The following is a 16,402-nucleotide window of genomic DNA, read 5'->3' on the forward strand; positions in this document are numbered from 1 at the left end:
CCTACCGGTTCACCACGTAGAGGATCGGGAAGGCGAGGATCCAGACGAGGTCGATGAAGTGCCAGTAGAGGCCGTAGATCTCGATCCAGTTCTGGTGCCGGGCGAGGAACCCGGACTTCGCGGCCATCCAGGTCATGCCGAGGAGGAGCGCGATGCCGGTGAACAGGTGGAGCGCGTGCAGGAGCGTCGCCACGTAGTAGAGGTTCATGAACAGCCGCGAGGCCGGTGTCTCGGCGAGCGCAAAGGGGCGGTCGGCCAGGAACGGCATCATGTGCTCGTCCCAGTCGGCATAGTACTCGTAGCCTTTCAGCACCAGGAACAGGCTGCCCAGAGCGGCGGTCGCGAGCATCGCCCGGACCATGGCGCGCTGCCAGCCCATGCGCGAGAACGCGATCGCCATCGACATGGTCAAGCTGGAGCAGATCAGCACCACCGTGTTGGTGGCGCCGATCCAGAACTTGAGGTGCTTGGCCGCCGCGACCGTCGCCTCGGGGTGCTGGATCCGGGTGATCAGCGCCACCAGGAACAGCGCCGAGAACAGCAGGAGCTCGGTGATCAGCCACGCCCAGATGCCGAGCGTCGCCGCCTGGCGCTGCTGTGCCACCGTCTCGAAATGCTCGGCGCGGGCGACCCCGACGCCGTGGGCCAGCCCGTCGCTCATCCGTGCTGGTCCCGGGATTCCTGGGCCTGGATCGGGTAGTCGTAGGGGATGCGCGGCACCTCGGGCGGCGACAGGAAATTGTGCGTCGGCGGCGGCGAGGCGGTCTCCCACTCGAGTCCTTTCGCGTTCCACGGGTTGGCCGGCGCCCTCCGCCCGAACCACAGGGAATAGACGAGGTAGAGCATCGGGAAGATGTAGCCGGCGGCCAGGATCGTGGCGCCGGCCGACGACAGCACGTTGAGGAGCTGGAACTCGGCCGGATAGGTCGCGTAGCGCCGCGGCATCCCGAGATAGCCGAGGATGAACTGCGGGAAGAAGGTCACGTTGAAGCCGATGAAGATCAGCAGCGCCGAGACCCGGCCCCAGGGCTCGCTGTACATCCGGCCGGTGAATTTCGGCCACCAGAAGTGCAGGCCGCCGAGGAACGCCAGCACCGTACCGCCGACCATGATGTAGTGGAAATGCGCGACCACGAAGTAGGTCGCGTGGATGTGCTGGTTGATGGCGAGCGTCGCGAGGTAGAGGCCCGTGAGGCCGCCGAGCACGAACAGGCCGATATAGCCCATCGCGTAGAGCATCGGCGTGTCGAGGCGCAGCGCGCCCTTATGGATCGTGGCCGTCCAGTTGTAGACCTTCACGGCCGAGGGCACCGCCACCGCGAAGGACAGGGCCGAGAACACCAGCGAGGCCAGATCGCTCTGGCCGTTGACGAACATGTGGTGGCCCCAGACGAAGAAGGTCACCGAGGCGAGCCCGATCGACGCGTAGGCGACGAAGCGGTAGCCGAACAGCTTCTTCTGCGCGAAGGCCGGGACGATCTCGGAGATCACCCCCATGCCGGGCAGGACCATGATGTACACGGCCGGGTGCGAGTAGAACCAGAACAGGTGCTGGAACAGCACCGGGTCGCCGCCGTAGGCCGGGTCGAATACCCCGATGTGGAAGGCGCGCTCCATGATCAGCAGGATCAGCGCCGTGGTGATGACGGGTGTGGCGAGCAGGAAGATCAGGCTGGTGGCGTAGTGTGCCCAGACGAAGATCGGCAGCTTGAACCACGTCATGCCGGGCGCTCGCATGGTGTGGATCGTGACCACGAAGTTGAGGCCCGTCAGGATCGACGAGAAGCCCACGATGGTGACGCCGATCAGCGCCGGCAGGACCCAGGTGTTCGAGAAGGCGGTGGAGAGCGGGGCGTAGAAGGTCCAGCCGGTATCGACGCCGCCCAGCACCACCGAGACCAGGGTGAACAGGGCGCCCGCCATGAACACGTACCAGCTCGTCAGGTTGAGCTTCGGGAAGGCGAGGTCCCTGGCCCCGATCATCAGCGGGATCAGGAAGTTGCCGAAGGTCGCGGGGATCGACGGGATCAGGAAGAACCAGACCATCACCACGCCGTGGATGGTGAAGGCCTTGTTGTAGGTGTCGTTGGTCATGATCGCGCCGTTCGGCACGACGAGCGCGAGGCGCACGACCCCGGCCGCCAGGGCTCCGATCACGAAGAAGCCGGTGATCGAGGCGAGGTAGAGGATCGCGATGCGTTTGTGGTCCGTGGTCAGGAACCACGAGCGCAGGGTCGATTCCGCGTGCAGGTAGTCGGTCCGGCGCCCGATCGTCGATTCCGGGGCGTGAGGTTCCCGGCGGGCGGTGCCGCCGATGCTGCCCGATGCGCTCATCGTGTCGCGTCCGCGGCCTTTGAAGTCGAATAGGATTTCAGGAAGTCGATCAGGGTCCCGAGTTCGTCCGCCGGGATCCGGCCGGCGAAACTCGGCATCACCTGCTTGCCCCCGCCGGCGAGCCGGTCGCCGTTCGGGTTCAGGATTTTTTCGCGCAGCCACGCCGCGTCGGCCGTGACGGTGCGGTCGTCGGCGAGCTTCACCTGGGACCCGTAGAGGCCCGCGAGGCTCGGCGCCTTCACGGCCGAGCCCGGCTCGTGGCAGCCGGCACAGCCATAGGCCTCGTAGAGGGCGCGGCCCGCCGCGACCTTGCCCTGCTGCGCGCCGGCATGGGTCAGCCAGTCCTGGTAGTCGCCGGGGTTCATGAAGGTGACCTCGCCGCCCATCACGGAATGGTCGGTGCCGCAATATTCCGAGCAGTAGAGGTGATAAGTGCCGGTCTTGTCGGCCTTGAACCACAGGTCGGTGTAGCGGTCGGGCAGGGCCGCCACCTGCATCCGCACGGCCGGCAGGTAGAGGGCGTGGATCACGTCCTGGCTGATGATGTGCAGGCGGATCGGCTGGCCGATCGGCAGGTGCAGGTTGTTGATCTCGGACTGGCCCGTCGGGTGCTGGAACTTCCACATCCACTGCCGGCCGATCGCCTCGACCACCAGGGCGTCGGGGGGCGGGTTCTTCGACTCGACGAACAGCCGCGCGCCCCAGACGAAGAAGATCAGCGTCAGCAGGAACGGGATCAGCATCCAGCTGATCTCGATGAGGTTGGAGCGGATGCCGGAGGGGCTCCGGTCCGCCTCGGAGCCCTCGCGGTAGCGCAGGGCGAAATAGGTGATCGCCACGAAGACCGGCACGGTCAGCAGCAGCGTCAGCACCGTGAAGGCCAGGATGAGCCAGTCGGTCTCGCTCGCGGTGGCGGAGACCGCGGCGGGCCAGAGTTGGAGTGCGGCGTGGCTCGACGTCATCGCTGTGCGGGCTCCGCCGGTTCGAGGGAGCGCCCGACGATCAGGTCCAGGGCGCGCCCGATCGGGATGCGGGCGCGGGTGCGGTCCGCGTCCCGGTAGCCGTAGCCGGAGAGCCGCGCCTCGGCGGCCGCCCGCGCGCGGTCGATATCGGCGTAGGGATTGGCCTGGAGGTTGGGCGGCGGCGGCGCGAGCCGGGCGGTCTGCTGGGGCGTCAGGGCCGGCAGGGCCCGGCGCTGGTTCGCCGCGAAGGTTTCCATCAGCCAGACCATTATCCCGACGACCGCCAGGACCGTGAGCGCGAGGCCCGCCATCACCAGCGCGGTGTTGCGGACGTTGACGTCGCGCGTCTCGTGCCCGGGATCGCGCGGATCGCGCTGGGTGTTGGCCGCCGGCCGGGGCGGCCGCCCGTTCAGGAAGCCGGTTCCGCGCAGGGCCAGCCCGGCCAGGATCGCCGGGATCAGGCCGGAGGGGCCGTCCTCGCTCATGCCGGCCTCCCGGAGCGGCGGACCGGGGGCACCCGGTCGGCGCGCGGCCGCAGGACAGGCCGGAGCGCAGCGGCGAGGCAGGCGACGGCCCCGGCGGCGAGGCCATCGCTCGGGCGGATCACGAACCGGTCGCGCAGGGCGGGGGTGACGAGCCAGAACATCTCCAGCGCGTGCACGGCGAGCGCGGCGCCGGCCAGGATCCGGGTCGTCGGGCGCCCGGGCCGGAGCGTCGCGAGCCCGGCGAGCACGACGACGGCGCCGGCCACGATCGAGAGCGTCCGCCCGAGCCAGCCGCCCCGGGCGAAGTACCACGCCACCTCGGGCGGCAGGTTCGCCGACCAGACGATCAGGAACTGCACGAAGTGCAGGTAGGCCCAGAGCCCGAGCAGCACGACGAGGGGCACGAGCCGGCCGCGCCCGGGCGGGGTGCGGCCCCGGCCCACCGGCTCCGGCTCCTCCCAGGCGAGCAGGATCGCCGCCGCGAAGGCGAGGCCGCTCCAGGCGGTCAGAACCAGGAGGCCGAGCAGCGCGGAATCGAGCCGCGGATCGAGGGAGCCGATCACGTCGGTGACGAACAGCGTGCCGACCACCGCGTGGAGGCCCACCGCCGGCACGGTCCGGCCCTCGCCCGGCGCGTCGAAGGGCCGGGCGAAGCGGAGCGCCAGCCAGGTCCAGGCGGCGAGATAGGCGACCACTCGGGCCACGAAGAACGGCACCGTGAACCAGATGGCGGCCAGAGGCGTGCGCGCCGAGGCGCCGGCCCAGGGATAGAGCAGGGCCGTGCAGGCGAGCAGCGGCAGCCCCAGCAGCGCCGCCACCAGCATCAGCGCCATGAGGCGGCGCAGGCCCGCCAGCATCTCGACGCCGCCGCGCGCGCGCACGCGCCGGCCGAAGCGCTCGGCCACGATGATCACCGGCAGCGCGCCCACCGGCAGCGCCAGGAGGACCAGCCAAGCGGCGAGGTAGGAGGCGGCCCCGCCGCGCCAGCCGCCCGCGAGCCCGCAGAGCGCCAGCAATCCGAGCCCGAGGAGGCCCAAGAGGACGGGGCGGCTCACTGCGTCGCCTCCAGCTTGGTCCGATCCTCCGGCGGCAAGCTCGCCACGGGGGCGTCCTGGCTGAGCTGGAGCGCGCGGACATAGGCGACGATCGCCCACCGGTCGGCGGAGGGGATCATCTGCGCCATGCCGAACATCGCCTTCCGGCCGTTCGAGATCGCGTCATAGAGGTCGGCCGCGGAGGCCCTGCGCACGGGTTCGGCGGTGAGGTCGCCGGCCGGCGGGAAGCCCCGGGCCACGATCATCCCGGAGCCGCGCCCGTCCTGTCCGTGGCAGGGGGTGCAGAACACCGCGTAGCGCTGCCGGCCGCGGTCGAGCAGGTCCCGGCTGATGGTCTCCGGCTGCGGCGCCGGACGGGCGGGATCCACCCGCGGCACGGTCCCGGCCACCGGTTGGCGCATGGTGATCTCGCGCGGGAAGAACGGGTTCTTGTCCCAGGTCTTGGCCCGGGCCTGGTCGGCCATGTCGGCCTCACCGCAGGCCGAGAGGATCAGGGGGGCAAGAAGGGCGAGCGGCACGGCGATCCTCATCGCGGGATCCGCCGGATCTCGAGGGGCCGCCCGGCCTCGGCCGGCAGGCCCGCGAGCCGCCGCTCGATCCGGCCTGCGTCGAACCGGTCGCCGCGCGCTTCCGCCGAGAGGAAGAAGCGGTCGTCCGAGGCGCGCAGGAAGCCCGGAATGTTGAAGGCCGGGTGGTTCAGCCGCGGCAGGCGGTTGAGCACCAGGAGCGCGAGGTGGATCGCCACGCAGCCCGCCATCATCGCGAAGGAGACGCTCGGCACCACGAAGGAGGGCCAGGACAGGCGCGGCCGTCCCCCGATCAGGAAGACGTAATCGTAGGCCGTGGCGTAGAGGCACATCGCGAGGAAGCCCGCGCCGCCGAGCAGGGCTCCGGCCAGGGCGTAGGGCAGGATCGAGCGGCCCTCCAGGCCCAGGGCGCGCAGGGTGCGGGGCATCGGCACCGGCCCGTGCCCGTCGAGGCGGACGTAATCCGAGCTGATCCCGGACAGGGCCTGGAGCGCGGCGGCGAGGTCGGCCTGGCTCGCGAAGGTGGCGGAGATGCCCCAGAGCGGCGCCGAGGCCGGAGGCTCCTCCGGGCGGGCCGCGGCCCGCAACGAGGCCTCGCGAGTGGCATCCCGGGTGGCCGGAGTTTCTGCCAGGGCGAGGCGGCGACTCTCGACGATGGAGATGGCCGGCAGGTAGCGCAGGAACAGCAGCAGCAGGGTCAGGAACAGGCCCACCGAGCCCGCGAAGGTGGCGATCCCCCAGAGATCCACCCCGTAGGGCAGCCTCGAGGAGGGCAGGAAATCCTGCGTCAGGGTCACCACGAGGACCATGACGTGATCGGCATAGGCGCCGATTGCGACCAGCAGGCCGACCGCCGCGATGGCCAGCGGCGCCGTGCGGGCGCGCGAGGACCACAGGACCTGCGCGGGCAGGACCAGACAGAGGATCGCCGTCCAGGAGACCAGGGCGTGGTCGCCGCTCAGGCGGCGCACCAGGACGGCGCGCCCCTGCGCGTCGCCGTTGAGGAACGTGTCGAAATACTCGGCCGCGTAGCAATAGGCGCTGGCGCAGCCGAGGCAGAGCAGCAGGCGCCCGAGCACGTCGAGGTGGCGGGGGGTCACCAGGGCAGCCAGGCCGTAGACGAGGCGGATCAGCATCACGATCACCGCCGTGACGCCGACGCCGGAATAGACCGCGTTCACCAGGAAGGTCACCGGCAGCAGCGTGCTGTGCCAGCCCGGCATCAGCGAGCCCGCCAGCATCACCGAGGCGCCGGTCTGGACCGAGACCACCAGTAGCACGCCGAGGAGCGCCACCGTCCGATAGGCCTGGACCCAAATCTGCCAATGGGCCGCCGAGCCGCGCCAGCCCGAAGCGAGGATGCCGTAGACCTGCGCGCGCAGCAGCGCGCGCTTGCGGGTCGGGGCCTTCGCGTCCACTTGGCGCATCGCCTCCAGATGCGCGCGGTCGCGCAGCGTGGCGAGATCCGGCAGCAGGCCGATGAACCAGAGGCTCACGCAGATCACCAGGAACGACACGATGTCGATCGCATCCCAGAGCAGCGGCGAGCGGAACTGCGGCCACAGGTTGTAGGTGTTGGGGTAGGGCAGGTTCCAGAAGAAGAACCACGGCCGCCCGAGATGGATGATCGGATAGAGCCCGGCCGCCGCGGTGGCGAGCAGCGCCAGGGTCTCGGCGACACGGTTCACGGCCCCCCGCCATTCCGCCCCGAGCAGGAGCAGGACGCCGGAGACCAGCAGGCTTCCCGACGCCACACCGATCCACCAATCGTAGCTCGCGATGTCGAGGGCCCAGACGACGGCGTTGTTGTTCCCCCAGATCCCGGGGCCCGCGTAGAGCAGGTAGCCCAGCGTCAGGACGAACAGGCCCAGCAGCGAGGCTGCCCCCGCGAAGGCGATCCACCAGCGCCGGTTGCCGGGATGCGTCAGCGGGATCGCGCTCACCGCGCCGCCGATGCCCTGGAGCGTCTCGTCGGGCGGGATCAGGGGGCCGGCGGGCGTTCCGTCGAGGAGGGCACCGGACATGCTCAGCCCTCCCGTCCGCTCGGATCGGCCGCGGGCGCGAGCCCGGCGAGGTAGGTGGTCCGGGGCCGCGTGTTCAGGTGCCCGAGCAGGCTGTATTCGCGGCCGTCCCTGCGGGCGGCCGAGACCCTGCTGCCCGGATCGGCGACGTTGCCGAAGGTGATCGCCCGGGTCGGGCAGGCGCCCTGGCAGGCGGTCTCGATTGCGCCGTCGGGGATCGGGGCGTGGGCGTCCTTGGCCGATGTGATCCGGGCCGCCGTGATCCGCTGGATGCAGTAGGTGCACTTCTCCATCACGCCCCGGGCGCGGACCGTGACCTCGGGATTGCGCTGCTGCTGCTCCACCGGGGTCATGCCGCCGGTATAGTCGAGATAGTTGAAGCGGCGGACCTTGTAGGGGCAGTAGCTCTGGCAGGTCCGGGTCCCGACGCAGCGGTTGTAGACCTGCAGGTTCAGGCCCTCACTGTCGTGCAGGGTCGCCTCCACCGGGCAGCCGAGCTCGCAGGGCGCCTGCTCGCAATGCATGCAGGGGACCGGCTGGAAATGCGTGGTCGGCGCGTCAAGCTCGCCCGCGTAGTAGCGGTCGACCCGCAGCCAGCCCATCCAGCGGCCGAGACCGACCTCCTCGCGCCCGACCACCGGGATGTTGTTCTCCGCCTGGCAGGCGGTGACGCAGGCATTGCAGCCGATGCAGGCGTCGAGGTCGATGGCCATGCCCCATTGCGCCGCGACCCAGCGGTCCTGGCTCTCCGGGGCAGGGTAGAAGGAGGCGGGCGCCGGCGCCCCCTTCGGATCGCCCACCGGCGCGGCGCCGAGCGCCTGCACGCGGACGATGTCCTGCCCCTCCATGGTCCCGAGGTTCTGGGTGGTGACCGGCATGCGCCGCTCCCCGGTTTTCGTCAGCCGTGCCCCGGAGAGCCGCCAGGGCGATCCCGGCTGTCGCAAGGGGGCGGCGTCGTAGCCGAGCCCTCGGGACAGGTGGTCCGGCACGTCCCGGCCGTAGCCGAGGGTCAGGGTGACGGTGTCGTCCGCCTGGCCGGGCAGGATCCAGGCAGGCCCCTCGACGGCGCGGCCGCCCCCCTCGACGCGCAGGATGTCGCCCGTAACGATGCCCTCGCGCTCGGCGAGCCGGGGGCTGACCGCGACGACGTTCTCCCACACGACCTTGGTCAGGGGCTTGGGGAGTTCCTGGAGCCACGCGAGGTCGGCATGGGTGCCGTCCCAGACGGTCGGATCGGGGCGGAACAGCACCTCGATCCCGTCCACGGCCGGGGAGAGCGCGGCGGCCGGCGGGACCTGCCCGGTGAGGGCGGCATCCTGAACAGGCCGCGCGCTGTCAGGCCAGAAGCCCCGCTGCAAGGCATCCGAGAAGCGGGCCTCGAAGGCCGTCTCGTCCTCGCCGTCGGTCCGCCAGCGCGCCTTGAGGAGGCCGAGCGCGTCCTCGGTCCCGTCGCCGCCTTCGCCGCCGGCCAGGAACGCCAGCATCTGCGGCAGCGTGCGGCCGTTGTAGAGCGGTGCGATCGTCGGCTGGATCAGGCCCACGGTCCCGTCGAGGGAACGGATGTCGCCCCAGGATTCGAGCGGATGGGCGGCGGGCAGGTGCCAGTCCGCATGGGCGCCGGTCTCGTCGTAGTAGAGCCCGGCATGGATCTTGAGCGGAACGCGCGCCATCCGGGCGGCGAAACCGAGGGCGCCGGGCGCCTCGTAGACCGGGTTGGCGCCGAGCACGATGAGCGCCTTGACGGCGCCGCGCTCCATCGCCTCCGTCAGCTCCGAGAGACTACCGGCCCCCGGCTCCGCTGCGGGCGCCGTGTGACGCAGGGTCGTGCCGGTGTTGCCGAGAGCCCCGTTCAGGCGGTGGACCAGCTCATGCAGCTCCGGACGCGCGGTCAGGCCGGCCGTGACGAGGCCGGCGCCCCTGGCCTCGGAGAGCGCAGCGCCGGCGTTCCGGGTCCAGCGAGCCACGGGATCGTCACCCGCTGGGGCCGAGCCGCCTGTGGCCAGGTTCAGGAGCTTCCGGGCGAGGTCCGCGAGGCGTCCCGTCGGGACCACGACCCCATGATCGGCCTTCGCGCTGGTCAGCGTCGGGGTCGGTGCCGCGGCGTGGAGGGTGAGGAGGCGGCCCTCCGCGTAGGCCGCGCGCCTGGCTTCGCTCCAACGCCGGGATAGGCCGACCTGACCGGGGCCGAGATCCAGGAAATCGCCGTCCAGCGCCACGATGGTGCGCGCCCGGTCGAAATCGGGAAGCGTCTCCAGCGGTCGGCCGTAGGCGCGGCGGGCGCCCTCGTAGATCGCCTCGCGCCCCGCCCCGGCGCCGACGTGCCAGCGCAGGGCCGGATAGGCGGCCCGCAGCCGGGCGATCTGCGCCGCCATGGTGGGCGACGTCACCGGGCCGGTGAGCAGCGCGACGCCCTCGCCGCCCGATCCGCGCCAGGCCGGCATCTGGGTCTGCATGGCGGCGCGGAACGCCGCCCAGGAACTCGGCCGGCCGAGATGCTGCACCGCCTGGGAGCGGAAGGGATCGTAGAGGCCCAGCACCGAAGCCTGGGCCAGCACATCGGTGCCGCCGCGGCTCCAGGGGTGGTCGGGATTGCCCTCGATCTTCAGGGGCCGTCCGTTGCGGGTGGTGACCAGGATCCCGTTGCCGAACCCGTCGAACACCGCCGAGGAGGCGTAGGACAGGGCCGTGCCCGGCACGATCCGCTCGGGCTGGTTGACGTAGGGTACCTCATACTCGCGGCCGCTGCCGGCGCCGCAGGCGGTGAGGCCGCCCAGCGCGAAGGAGGCCGCCATCAGCTTCAGGAAGCCGCGCCGCTCCGGGGCGGCGGCGAGCCGGGCCGCGGAGGGGAACTCGGCCGCGAGATAAGCGCGGAATTCCGCGCTGTCGGCGACGGCGTCCAGGCTGCGCCAGAAGCGCGGGCCGTCGCCGCCGGCGAGTTTCTCGCGCAGGGTTGAGAGGTCGGGGGCGCCGGTCATCGGTGGCAGATCCCGCACTCGGTGAGCCGCGCGCCGCCGCGGATATGGTACTGGGCCACCAGCTTCGGCCCGAGGCTGGCCTGATCGGCCGGGGGTTTCCAGGTCATGTTCCAGACCTGATCGGGCGTCCGCACGTATTTCTCCGGCGCCCGGTGGCAATCGAGACAGAACTGCATCTCGAAGGCGTTGGCCCTGTAGGTCATCTGCATCGACGTGACGTCGCCGTGACAGGTCGAGCAGCCGATCCCCTTCGTCACATGCACCGAGTGATTGTAGTAGACGTATTGCGGCAGCTTGTTCAGCCGCGTCCATTCCAGCGGCTTGTCCTGCGCGTAGCTGTCCCGAACCGGCTTGAGCATGTCCGAGCCGGTCCAGATCTGCGAGTGGCAGGTCATGCAGGTATGGGTCGGCGGGATGCCGGCGGTGGCCTCCTTGTCGACCGTGGTGTGACAGTAGCGGCAGTCGACGCCGAGCTCGCCCGCGTGGTGCTTGTGGCTGAAGGGCAGCGGCTGAGCCGGGGCGACGCCGACGCCCGTGACGTAGTTCGAGCGGACGATCCCCGCCGCCAGGACCGGCACGCCCACGAGGCAGGCCACGCCGGTCATCAGGGCAAGGCGATAGATGGCGTCGGCGCCTGGCGTGAAGAGCTGCGCCATCAGGCGCGCCCGCGCGTCGGGGCGGTCGGGCGCCGTTCGTTCTGCTCAGCCCTTCGCCGCAAGCCTCGCCCCACCGTCTGCTCCCGGCCGAAATCGTGCGGCTCGCCGGCACGCCCGCGCGATGCGACCCGGGTCGACGCGGCGGCCACATCTCACGGCGGCAGCAGCCCCGGCGGAGCAGCGCGCCACGGTTCTTAACCTAGAGCGCTTCCAGACCGGGGCTAGAACTTGGATCATGCGGGCCGTCATGTCGCAGCGGCCCCTGTGCAGGGGCGGCCCTTCCCGCGGCGGGGGCGAAGGCCTATGCCGCGGGCGGCCGCTGTCCAGATCGCTCTCGTCCGGAGACGCATGGAATCCGATCCCCTCGTCCTGACCTGGCGCGCCGCGCGGCGTCTGCACGCCACCGCGGCTGCCCTCGCGGTCGGGATCGGCGCTCCGCTCTGCGCCCTCGCCCTGCTGTGCCTGCGCGACCTGGTCGCGGTACTGCCGCGCGACGAGGCGCCGGTTCTGCCCTTCCTGCGCCTCGCCATGGCGCTGCCGGGCCGAGACCTCGTTCTGGCGTCCGGCTTCCCGATGCGCCCCGCCGACCTCGAGCTGGCGGCCTTCCTGTGCATCGCCGCCTGCGCGGTCATCCTGGCGGCTGTCGGCTGGAGCGTCGCGCGCCTGTGCTTCAAGGCCCAGAACCGGGCCTCCGACGCGGTTCGCGAGGGCGTCTTGCAGGCGATCCTCGACGCGCCGGCCGGGGCTCGGGACGAGGCGCGCAGTCTCGCCCGGATCGTCGGCGAGGTGCTGGCGCGCGCCGACCGGCTGCTCGCCGCCGGCATCGTGCTGCCGGCGATGACGCTGGCGGCGCTGATCCTGGCGCTCGGCTTCGCGGCGCTGGCCGCGCCCCGCCTCGTCCCGGCCGCCGTGGTGGGCCTCGCGGCGGTGGGCCTCGCCTACGGGCTGGTGCTGGAGCGGGCGCGGGACCGGCAGGAACTGCGTCTGCGCTCGAGCGCGCGGGCGGAGGAGAACCTCAATGACCTGGTCCGGCGGCTGCCGGCCGTGCGCAATCATGGGGCGGCCGCCCTCGAACGGACCCGCATCGCGGCCCGCGTCGCCGCCATGCGCACCAACGTCGCGCGGGCCGAGGCGCGGCTGGCCTACGCGCGGGCGCCGGCGCTGGCCCTGGCGGTGATCCTGCCCGCCATCGCCGCCGGCACGGCCCTCTGGCGCTCGGGGCCGGAGGGGCCGCCGGTTCCGCCCGTGGATCCGGCCGCGCTCCTGGCAGCGGTCGGCGCCTTCGGTCTCGCCGGCTGGCTCGCGGCGATCTGCGCGCGTCTCTGGACCGTGCGCAGGGCGGTCCGCCCGCGTTTCCGCGACCTCGCCCGCATCATCGCGGCCCTCGAGGGGCGGCGGGCGCAGGCGGCCCGCGCCGGTGCCGCCGCGCTGCCGCTGCCCCGGTCCGGGATCCTGGCGACCCAGGGCGTCGGCGCCTTCGACCCAGCGACGGGCGAGCGCCTGACCGGCGTCGACGTCGCGGTCACCATGCCGGGGCACGTGGCGATCACCGGCAGCCGCGGCAGCGGCGCCCGGGCGCTTGCGGCCGTGCTGGCGGGACAGGTCGAGCCCACCGCGGGCGCCGTCACCTATGCGGGCGCGGACCTGCGCGGCTTCGACGCCGCCGAGCGCGCCCGCCGCATCGCCTTCGCGTCCGGGGAGGCGATCCTGATGGAAGGCTCGCTGCGGCAGAATCTGCTCTACGGCACGGACCCGGCCGGCGCCCCCGACGATATCGGTCTGATCGGGATCAGCCGGCTCACGGGGCTCGATGGGTTCGTCTACGCCCGCGGCCTGACCGGACGGCTGGACCCGGCCGCCCAGCCGCGGCTCGCGGCGGCGATCGTCGCCGCCCGCCGGACCATGCGGCAGGCGCTGGCCGCCAAGGGGGCCGAGCGCCTCGTCGAGCCGTTCGACCCCGACCGCTACAACCATCAGGCGAGCATCGGCGAGAACATCCTGTTCGGCGAGCCGGTGGGCGGCGCCTTCGCGCCCCTGCGCTTCGCCCGCCACCCTTATCTGCGGGCGGTGCTCGAGGCCGAGGGACTCGTGCGCCCGCTCACGGAGATCGGCCTGTCGGTGGCCCGCAGCACGGTGGAGATCTTCGCCGACCTGCCCAACGACCATCCTCTGTTCGACGCCTACTCGCTGTTCCAGGCCTCGGAGCGCGGCTATTTCGAGGATCTGGTTGTGCGCCTGCCCAACGCCGCGAGCCTGCGCCGCGGACCGGCGGGTCAGCGCGACCGCAACCGGCTGATCGGTCTCGCCCTGCGCTACAGCGAGACCCGCCATCGCTTCGGCCTGATCGACGAGCCGTTCGAGGACAGACTGGTCCAGGCGCGCCACTCCTTCGCCCGGATGCTGCCGCCCCACCTCGCCGGCGCGGTGGAGTTCCACGACCCGTCCCGGGTCAATCCCGCCGCCAGTCTGGAGGAGAACCTGCTGTTCGGCCGGATCAGCCTCGGCGAGGCCAATGCCGAGCCGCGGGTACGCGACCTGGTGCGGCGGGTGCTCGCCGAGGAGGGGCTCGAGGCCTCGGTCTACGGGCTCGGCCTGGACAGCAAGGTCGAGATCCAGCCCAGCACGGGCGCGCTGGCGGACGGCACGATCAACGCCCGGGAGCGGGTGGCGATCGAGCTGACCCGCTGCCTCGCGCGCGATCCCGACATCCTCGTGGTCGCGATCACCGCCGACGAGCGCAAGGCCGAGGGCGTGCGCGACCGCCTCGCCCGGCTGCGGCAGGCGCGGGCCGGACGCGGTCTCATCGTCTGCCTGCCCGAAACGGGTGTCCCGGAGGACGCCGATCCGTTCGACGCGGTGATCGCCGTGGAGAACAGCGCGGTGGTCACGCCCGTGCCGATGCCTGCCGAGCCGGAACCTGTCCCGGCGACCTGAGGCGGCTTCCGGTCAAGAGCTCCGCGGCGAGGCCGCCGGCTCTGCGAGCGGAGTGCAGCGGCCGGCCGCGCCACGGCCAAGGCGTGGCTCTGCACGGTGCGTCTGCGGCCGTGTTGCCGGTCGCTTCAGGCGCTCACGACGGACGCCCGGTAGTCGCGCGGACTCACGCCGTAGGCCTGCCGGAACGCACGACTGAGGAGAGCGCTGCTGCCGAAGCCGAAGGTCTCTCCGATCTCGCTGATGGACCGCCGCTCGAGCGGATCGTCGAGAGCCGCCCGCACGGCCGCAAGGCGCTGACGCGCGAGGTAGCGCGCAATCCCGCCCTCCGGCTCGAACAGGCGGTACAGTTGTGAGCGCGACATGCCGAGCGCCTTCGCCATCGCGTCGACCTGAAGCGGCGCCGAGAGATGGCCGCGGACGAACCGTTTCGCGGTCCTGAGCCGGGCGGCATCGAGCGGCGCGCTTGCGTGTGCGACCCGCTCCAGACTTGGGCGCGCGCAGGCGGCGACCATGTGGAGCGTGGCCTGGGCGATATGGGCAGCGTCGACCGTTGCGATCGCGTGGCTGTTCGCGACCAGGCTCCGCAGATGATCGGCGAGAAGACGACCCGCACCGCCGTGCAGGATCAGTCCGTGCAACGCGTCCTCGTCGGGCAGCACGGAGGCGACGGACGCACGCGGAAGTGCAAGGATCAGCGAGTCCGTCTCCGGTACGCGGCTCCGGCGATAAGGCTGCGACAGGTCGTTGAGGCTGATCGCGCCCGCCGGAATGTCGATCATGCCGCGTTCGGTCTCGACGCTATGCGCGTGCCGGCTCAGATGCAGCACGAAGCCGTCCTGGCCGTCGCGCCGGATCTGAGATCTGGACCGGCCGGGCCCCTGAGGCGCGGCGTTCATGACGCGCAGAGCCATCGAACCGACCAGGGTCGTCTCGATGGTGCCCGAGAAGCCCAGCGGGTCCGCATCAAGCTCATGGGCAGAGAACAGGGCACGCCAAGCCTCGAAGCGGTCGCGCTCGGGCAGGCTATCGGTCGTGAAAAGGGACCGGGGTAAGAAGCTCACGGCACGATCACCCGCACAATTCCACCGGACTCGGTTCGAGACGCAGCCTCACGGCCGCCGCAATAACGCGTCACGTCGAGCAGCCGTGCCCGTCCGGCGCCATCCCGGCCGATCCAGCGCGGACGGTTCATGCCTCGAACGACCTCGATCACGCTCGCCGCCCTCACCCTCTTGGCCCTCTCCGGTCCGGGCCTGGCGCAGGCCGGAAAGGCCGAGGCGCCGATCCCGGCCGCGACCCTCGCCCTGATGGCGCAGAAGGGCGTCACGGCCGCCGCGCCAGTCCTGTTCCGGGCCTACAAGAAGGAATCGGAGATCGAGGTCTGGAAGAAGGGGCCCTCCGGCTACGTGTACATCAAGACCTTCCCGATCTGCCGCTGGTCCGGCCAGCTCGGGCCCAAGCGCCAGAGCGGTGACCGGCAGACCCCGGAAGGGTTCTACACGGTGCCCCGGCGCCAGATGAACCCGAACTCGCACTACTATCTGTCCTTCGACGTCGGCTACCCGAACGCCTACGACCGGGCGCACGGGGCCACCGGCTCCGCCGTGATGGTGCACGGCATCTGCTCGTCGATGGGCTGCTTCGCGATGACCAACGGCACGGTCGGCGAGATCTACGCCATCGCTCGCGACGCGCTGAACGGCGGGCAGGCGGCCTTCCAGTTCCAGTCCTACCCGTTCCGGATGACCGCCGAGAACATGGCCCGCCACCGGACCGATCCCAACATCGCGTTCTGGCGCGAACTCAAGGCCGGCTCCGACCGGTTCGAGGCGAGCCGGGAGGAGCTTCAGGTCTCGGTGGTCGCGGGCCACTACACTTTCGCCCCTTCTCGGAATCCCGCGGTCGAGGCGGCCGTGGCCACGCGCCGGGCCGTGGAGGACGCGCGGATCGCGGCGCTCGCCGAGGCGGGAGAGCCCGCCGTACGCACCACTTATTCCGACGGCGGCCAGAACGCCTTCTGGGCGGCCTACACGGCCCGGGGCGGCGCGGTCGGGGATATCAGCCGGCCGGAGGCACTGGCCTTCGCCGGGCAGGAGGTCGTGGTCGTGCCGGGCCATCGCGCGCCCCGCCCCGTGCCCGAATCGGTCTGGGCCGCCTGGGCCGCACCCGATTCCGACCTATCGCCGCGGCGGATGGCCGGCTTCGTTCCGGTCTACGAGCGCGCCGCCAACCCGTTCGGGGGGCTGGCTGCTCCCCTCCCGGCGCGCTACAGCGACGGCCTGCCTTCGTGGCTGGCGGCCGGTCTCGGGGGCCCGATCCTCGGCCGACCGAATCTGCACGGATCGGCCGCCGGCCTCCTGGCCTCGGCCGAGGGCCTCTAGGCATGCAGAGGCGCCGCACGGCGGCCGGTTCGTGTGCGCAGCCGCACATCACGGCGGCCTCTGGCACACCAA

General features: G+C 71.7%; 12 protein-coding genes. 2 read left to right on the top strand and 10 right to left on the bottom strand.

What is annotated here, in order from left to right; all coding sequences use genetic code 11:
- Position 1: 1 nt before the first annotated feature.
- From ACYCO6_RS12930 to ACYCO6_RS12970, 9 genes are read right to left on the bottom strand one after another with little or no spacing between them, the layout of a single operon-like run.
- Complete coding sequence (locus ACYCO6_RS12930) at positions 2-661, bottom strand: cytochrome c oxidase subunit 3 (protein ID WP_459772159.1); 660 nt, start codon at positions 659-661, stop codon at positions 2-4.
- Positions 658-2,334, bottom strand: a complete 1,677-nt coding sequence (locus ACYCO6_RS12935; protein WP_459772160.1) for a cytochrome c oxidase subunit I — start codon at positions 2,332-2,334, stop codon at positions 658-660. The genes ACYCO6_RS12930 and ACYCO6_RS12935 overlap by 4 nt, the downstream gene beginning before the upstream one ends.
- Entirely contained in the window at positions 2,331-3,296 is a 966-nt protein-coding gene (gene coxB, locus ACYCO6_RS12940) for a cytochrome c oxidase subunit II (RefSeq protein WP_459772161.1), read from the bottom strand. Before coxB ends, ACYCO6_RS12935 begins: the two co-directional genes overlap by 4 nt.
- Positions 3,293-3,781, bottom strand: a complete 489-nt coding sequence (locus tag ACYCO6_RS12945) for a hypothetical protein (protein WP_459772162.1) — start codon at positions 3,779-3,781, stop codon at positions 3,293-3,295. The genes coxB and ACYCO6_RS12945 overlap by 4 nt, the downstream gene beginning before the upstream one ends.
- Entirely contained in the window at positions 3,778-4,836 is a 1,059-nt protein-coding gene (locus ACYCO6_RS12950) for a hypothetical protein (protein WP_459772163.1), read from the bottom strand. Before ACYCO6_RS12950 ends, ACYCO6_RS12945 begins: the two co-directional genes overlap by 4 nt.
- Positions 4,833-5,366: a c-type cytochrome gene (locus tag ACYCO6_RS12955; protein WP_459772164.1), complete on the bottom strand. Its 534-nt coding sequence runs from the start codon at positions 5,364-5,366 to the stop codon at positions 4,833-4,835. Before ACYCO6_RS12955 ends, ACYCO6_RS12950 begins: the two co-directional genes overlap by 4 nt.
- Positions 5,363-7,387 (bottom strand): quinol:electron acceptor oxidoreductase subunit ActD, encoded by a 2,025-nt coding sequence (locus tag ACYCO6_RS12960; RefSeq protein WP_459772165.1) that lies wholly within the window; start codon positions 7,385-7,387, stop codon positions 5,363-5,365. The genes ACYCO6_RS12955 and ACYCO6_RS12960 overlap by 4 nt, the downstream gene beginning before the upstream one ends.
- A 2-nt stretch (positions 7,388-7,389) precedes the next feature.
- Positions 7,390-10,359: a TAT-variant-translocated molybdopterin oxidoreductase gene (locus ACYCO6_RS12965; RefSeq protein ID WP_459772166.1), complete on the bottom strand. Its 2,970-nt coding sequence runs from the start codon at positions 10,357-10,359 to the stop codon at positions 7,390-7,392.
- Positions 10,356-11,015 carry a cytochrome c3 family protein gene (locus ACYCO6_RS12970; protein ID WP_459772167.1) on the bottom strand — a complete coding sequence of 220 codons (660 nt, stop codon included), beginning with the start codon at positions 11,013-11,015 and terminating at the stop codon, positions 10,356-10,358. The genes ACYCO6_RS12965 and ACYCO6_RS12970 overlap by 4 nt, the downstream gene beginning before the upstream one ends.
- Positions 11,016-11,363: 348 nt before the next feature.
- On the opposite strand from ACYCO6_RS12970, the gene ACYCO6_RS12975 reads away from it, so the two are divergent.
- Positions 11,364-13,949, top strand: coding sequence for an ABC transporter ATP-binding protein (locus ACYCO6_RS12975; RefSeq protein ID WP_459772168.1), 2,586 nt, complete (start codon positions 11,364-11,366; stop codon positions 13,947-13,949).
- 125 nt (positions 13,950-14,074) lie between these two features.
- On the opposite strand, the gene ACYCO6_RS12980 is transcribed toward ACYCO6_RS12975, so the two are convergent.
- A complete protein-coding gene (locus ACYCO6_RS12980) occupies positions 14,075-15,010 on the bottom strand; it encodes a helix-turn-helix domain-containing protein (protein WP_459772169.1) in 936 nt (311 codons plus the stop codon).
- A 129-nt stretch (positions 15,011-15,139) separates the two neighbouring features.
- Between ACYCO6_RS12980 and ACYCO6_RS12985 the strand changes: the two genes are divergently transcribed.
- On the top strand, positions 15,140-16,330 hold the full coding sequence (locus ACYCO6_RS12985; protein WP_459772170.1) for a L,D-transpeptidase family protein: 1,191 nt from the start codon (positions 15,140-15,142) through the stop codon (positions 16,328-16,330).
- Positions 16,331-16,402 lie beyond the last annotated feature (72 nt).

Source organism: Methylobacterium sp. CM6257, from assembly GCF_054611515.1.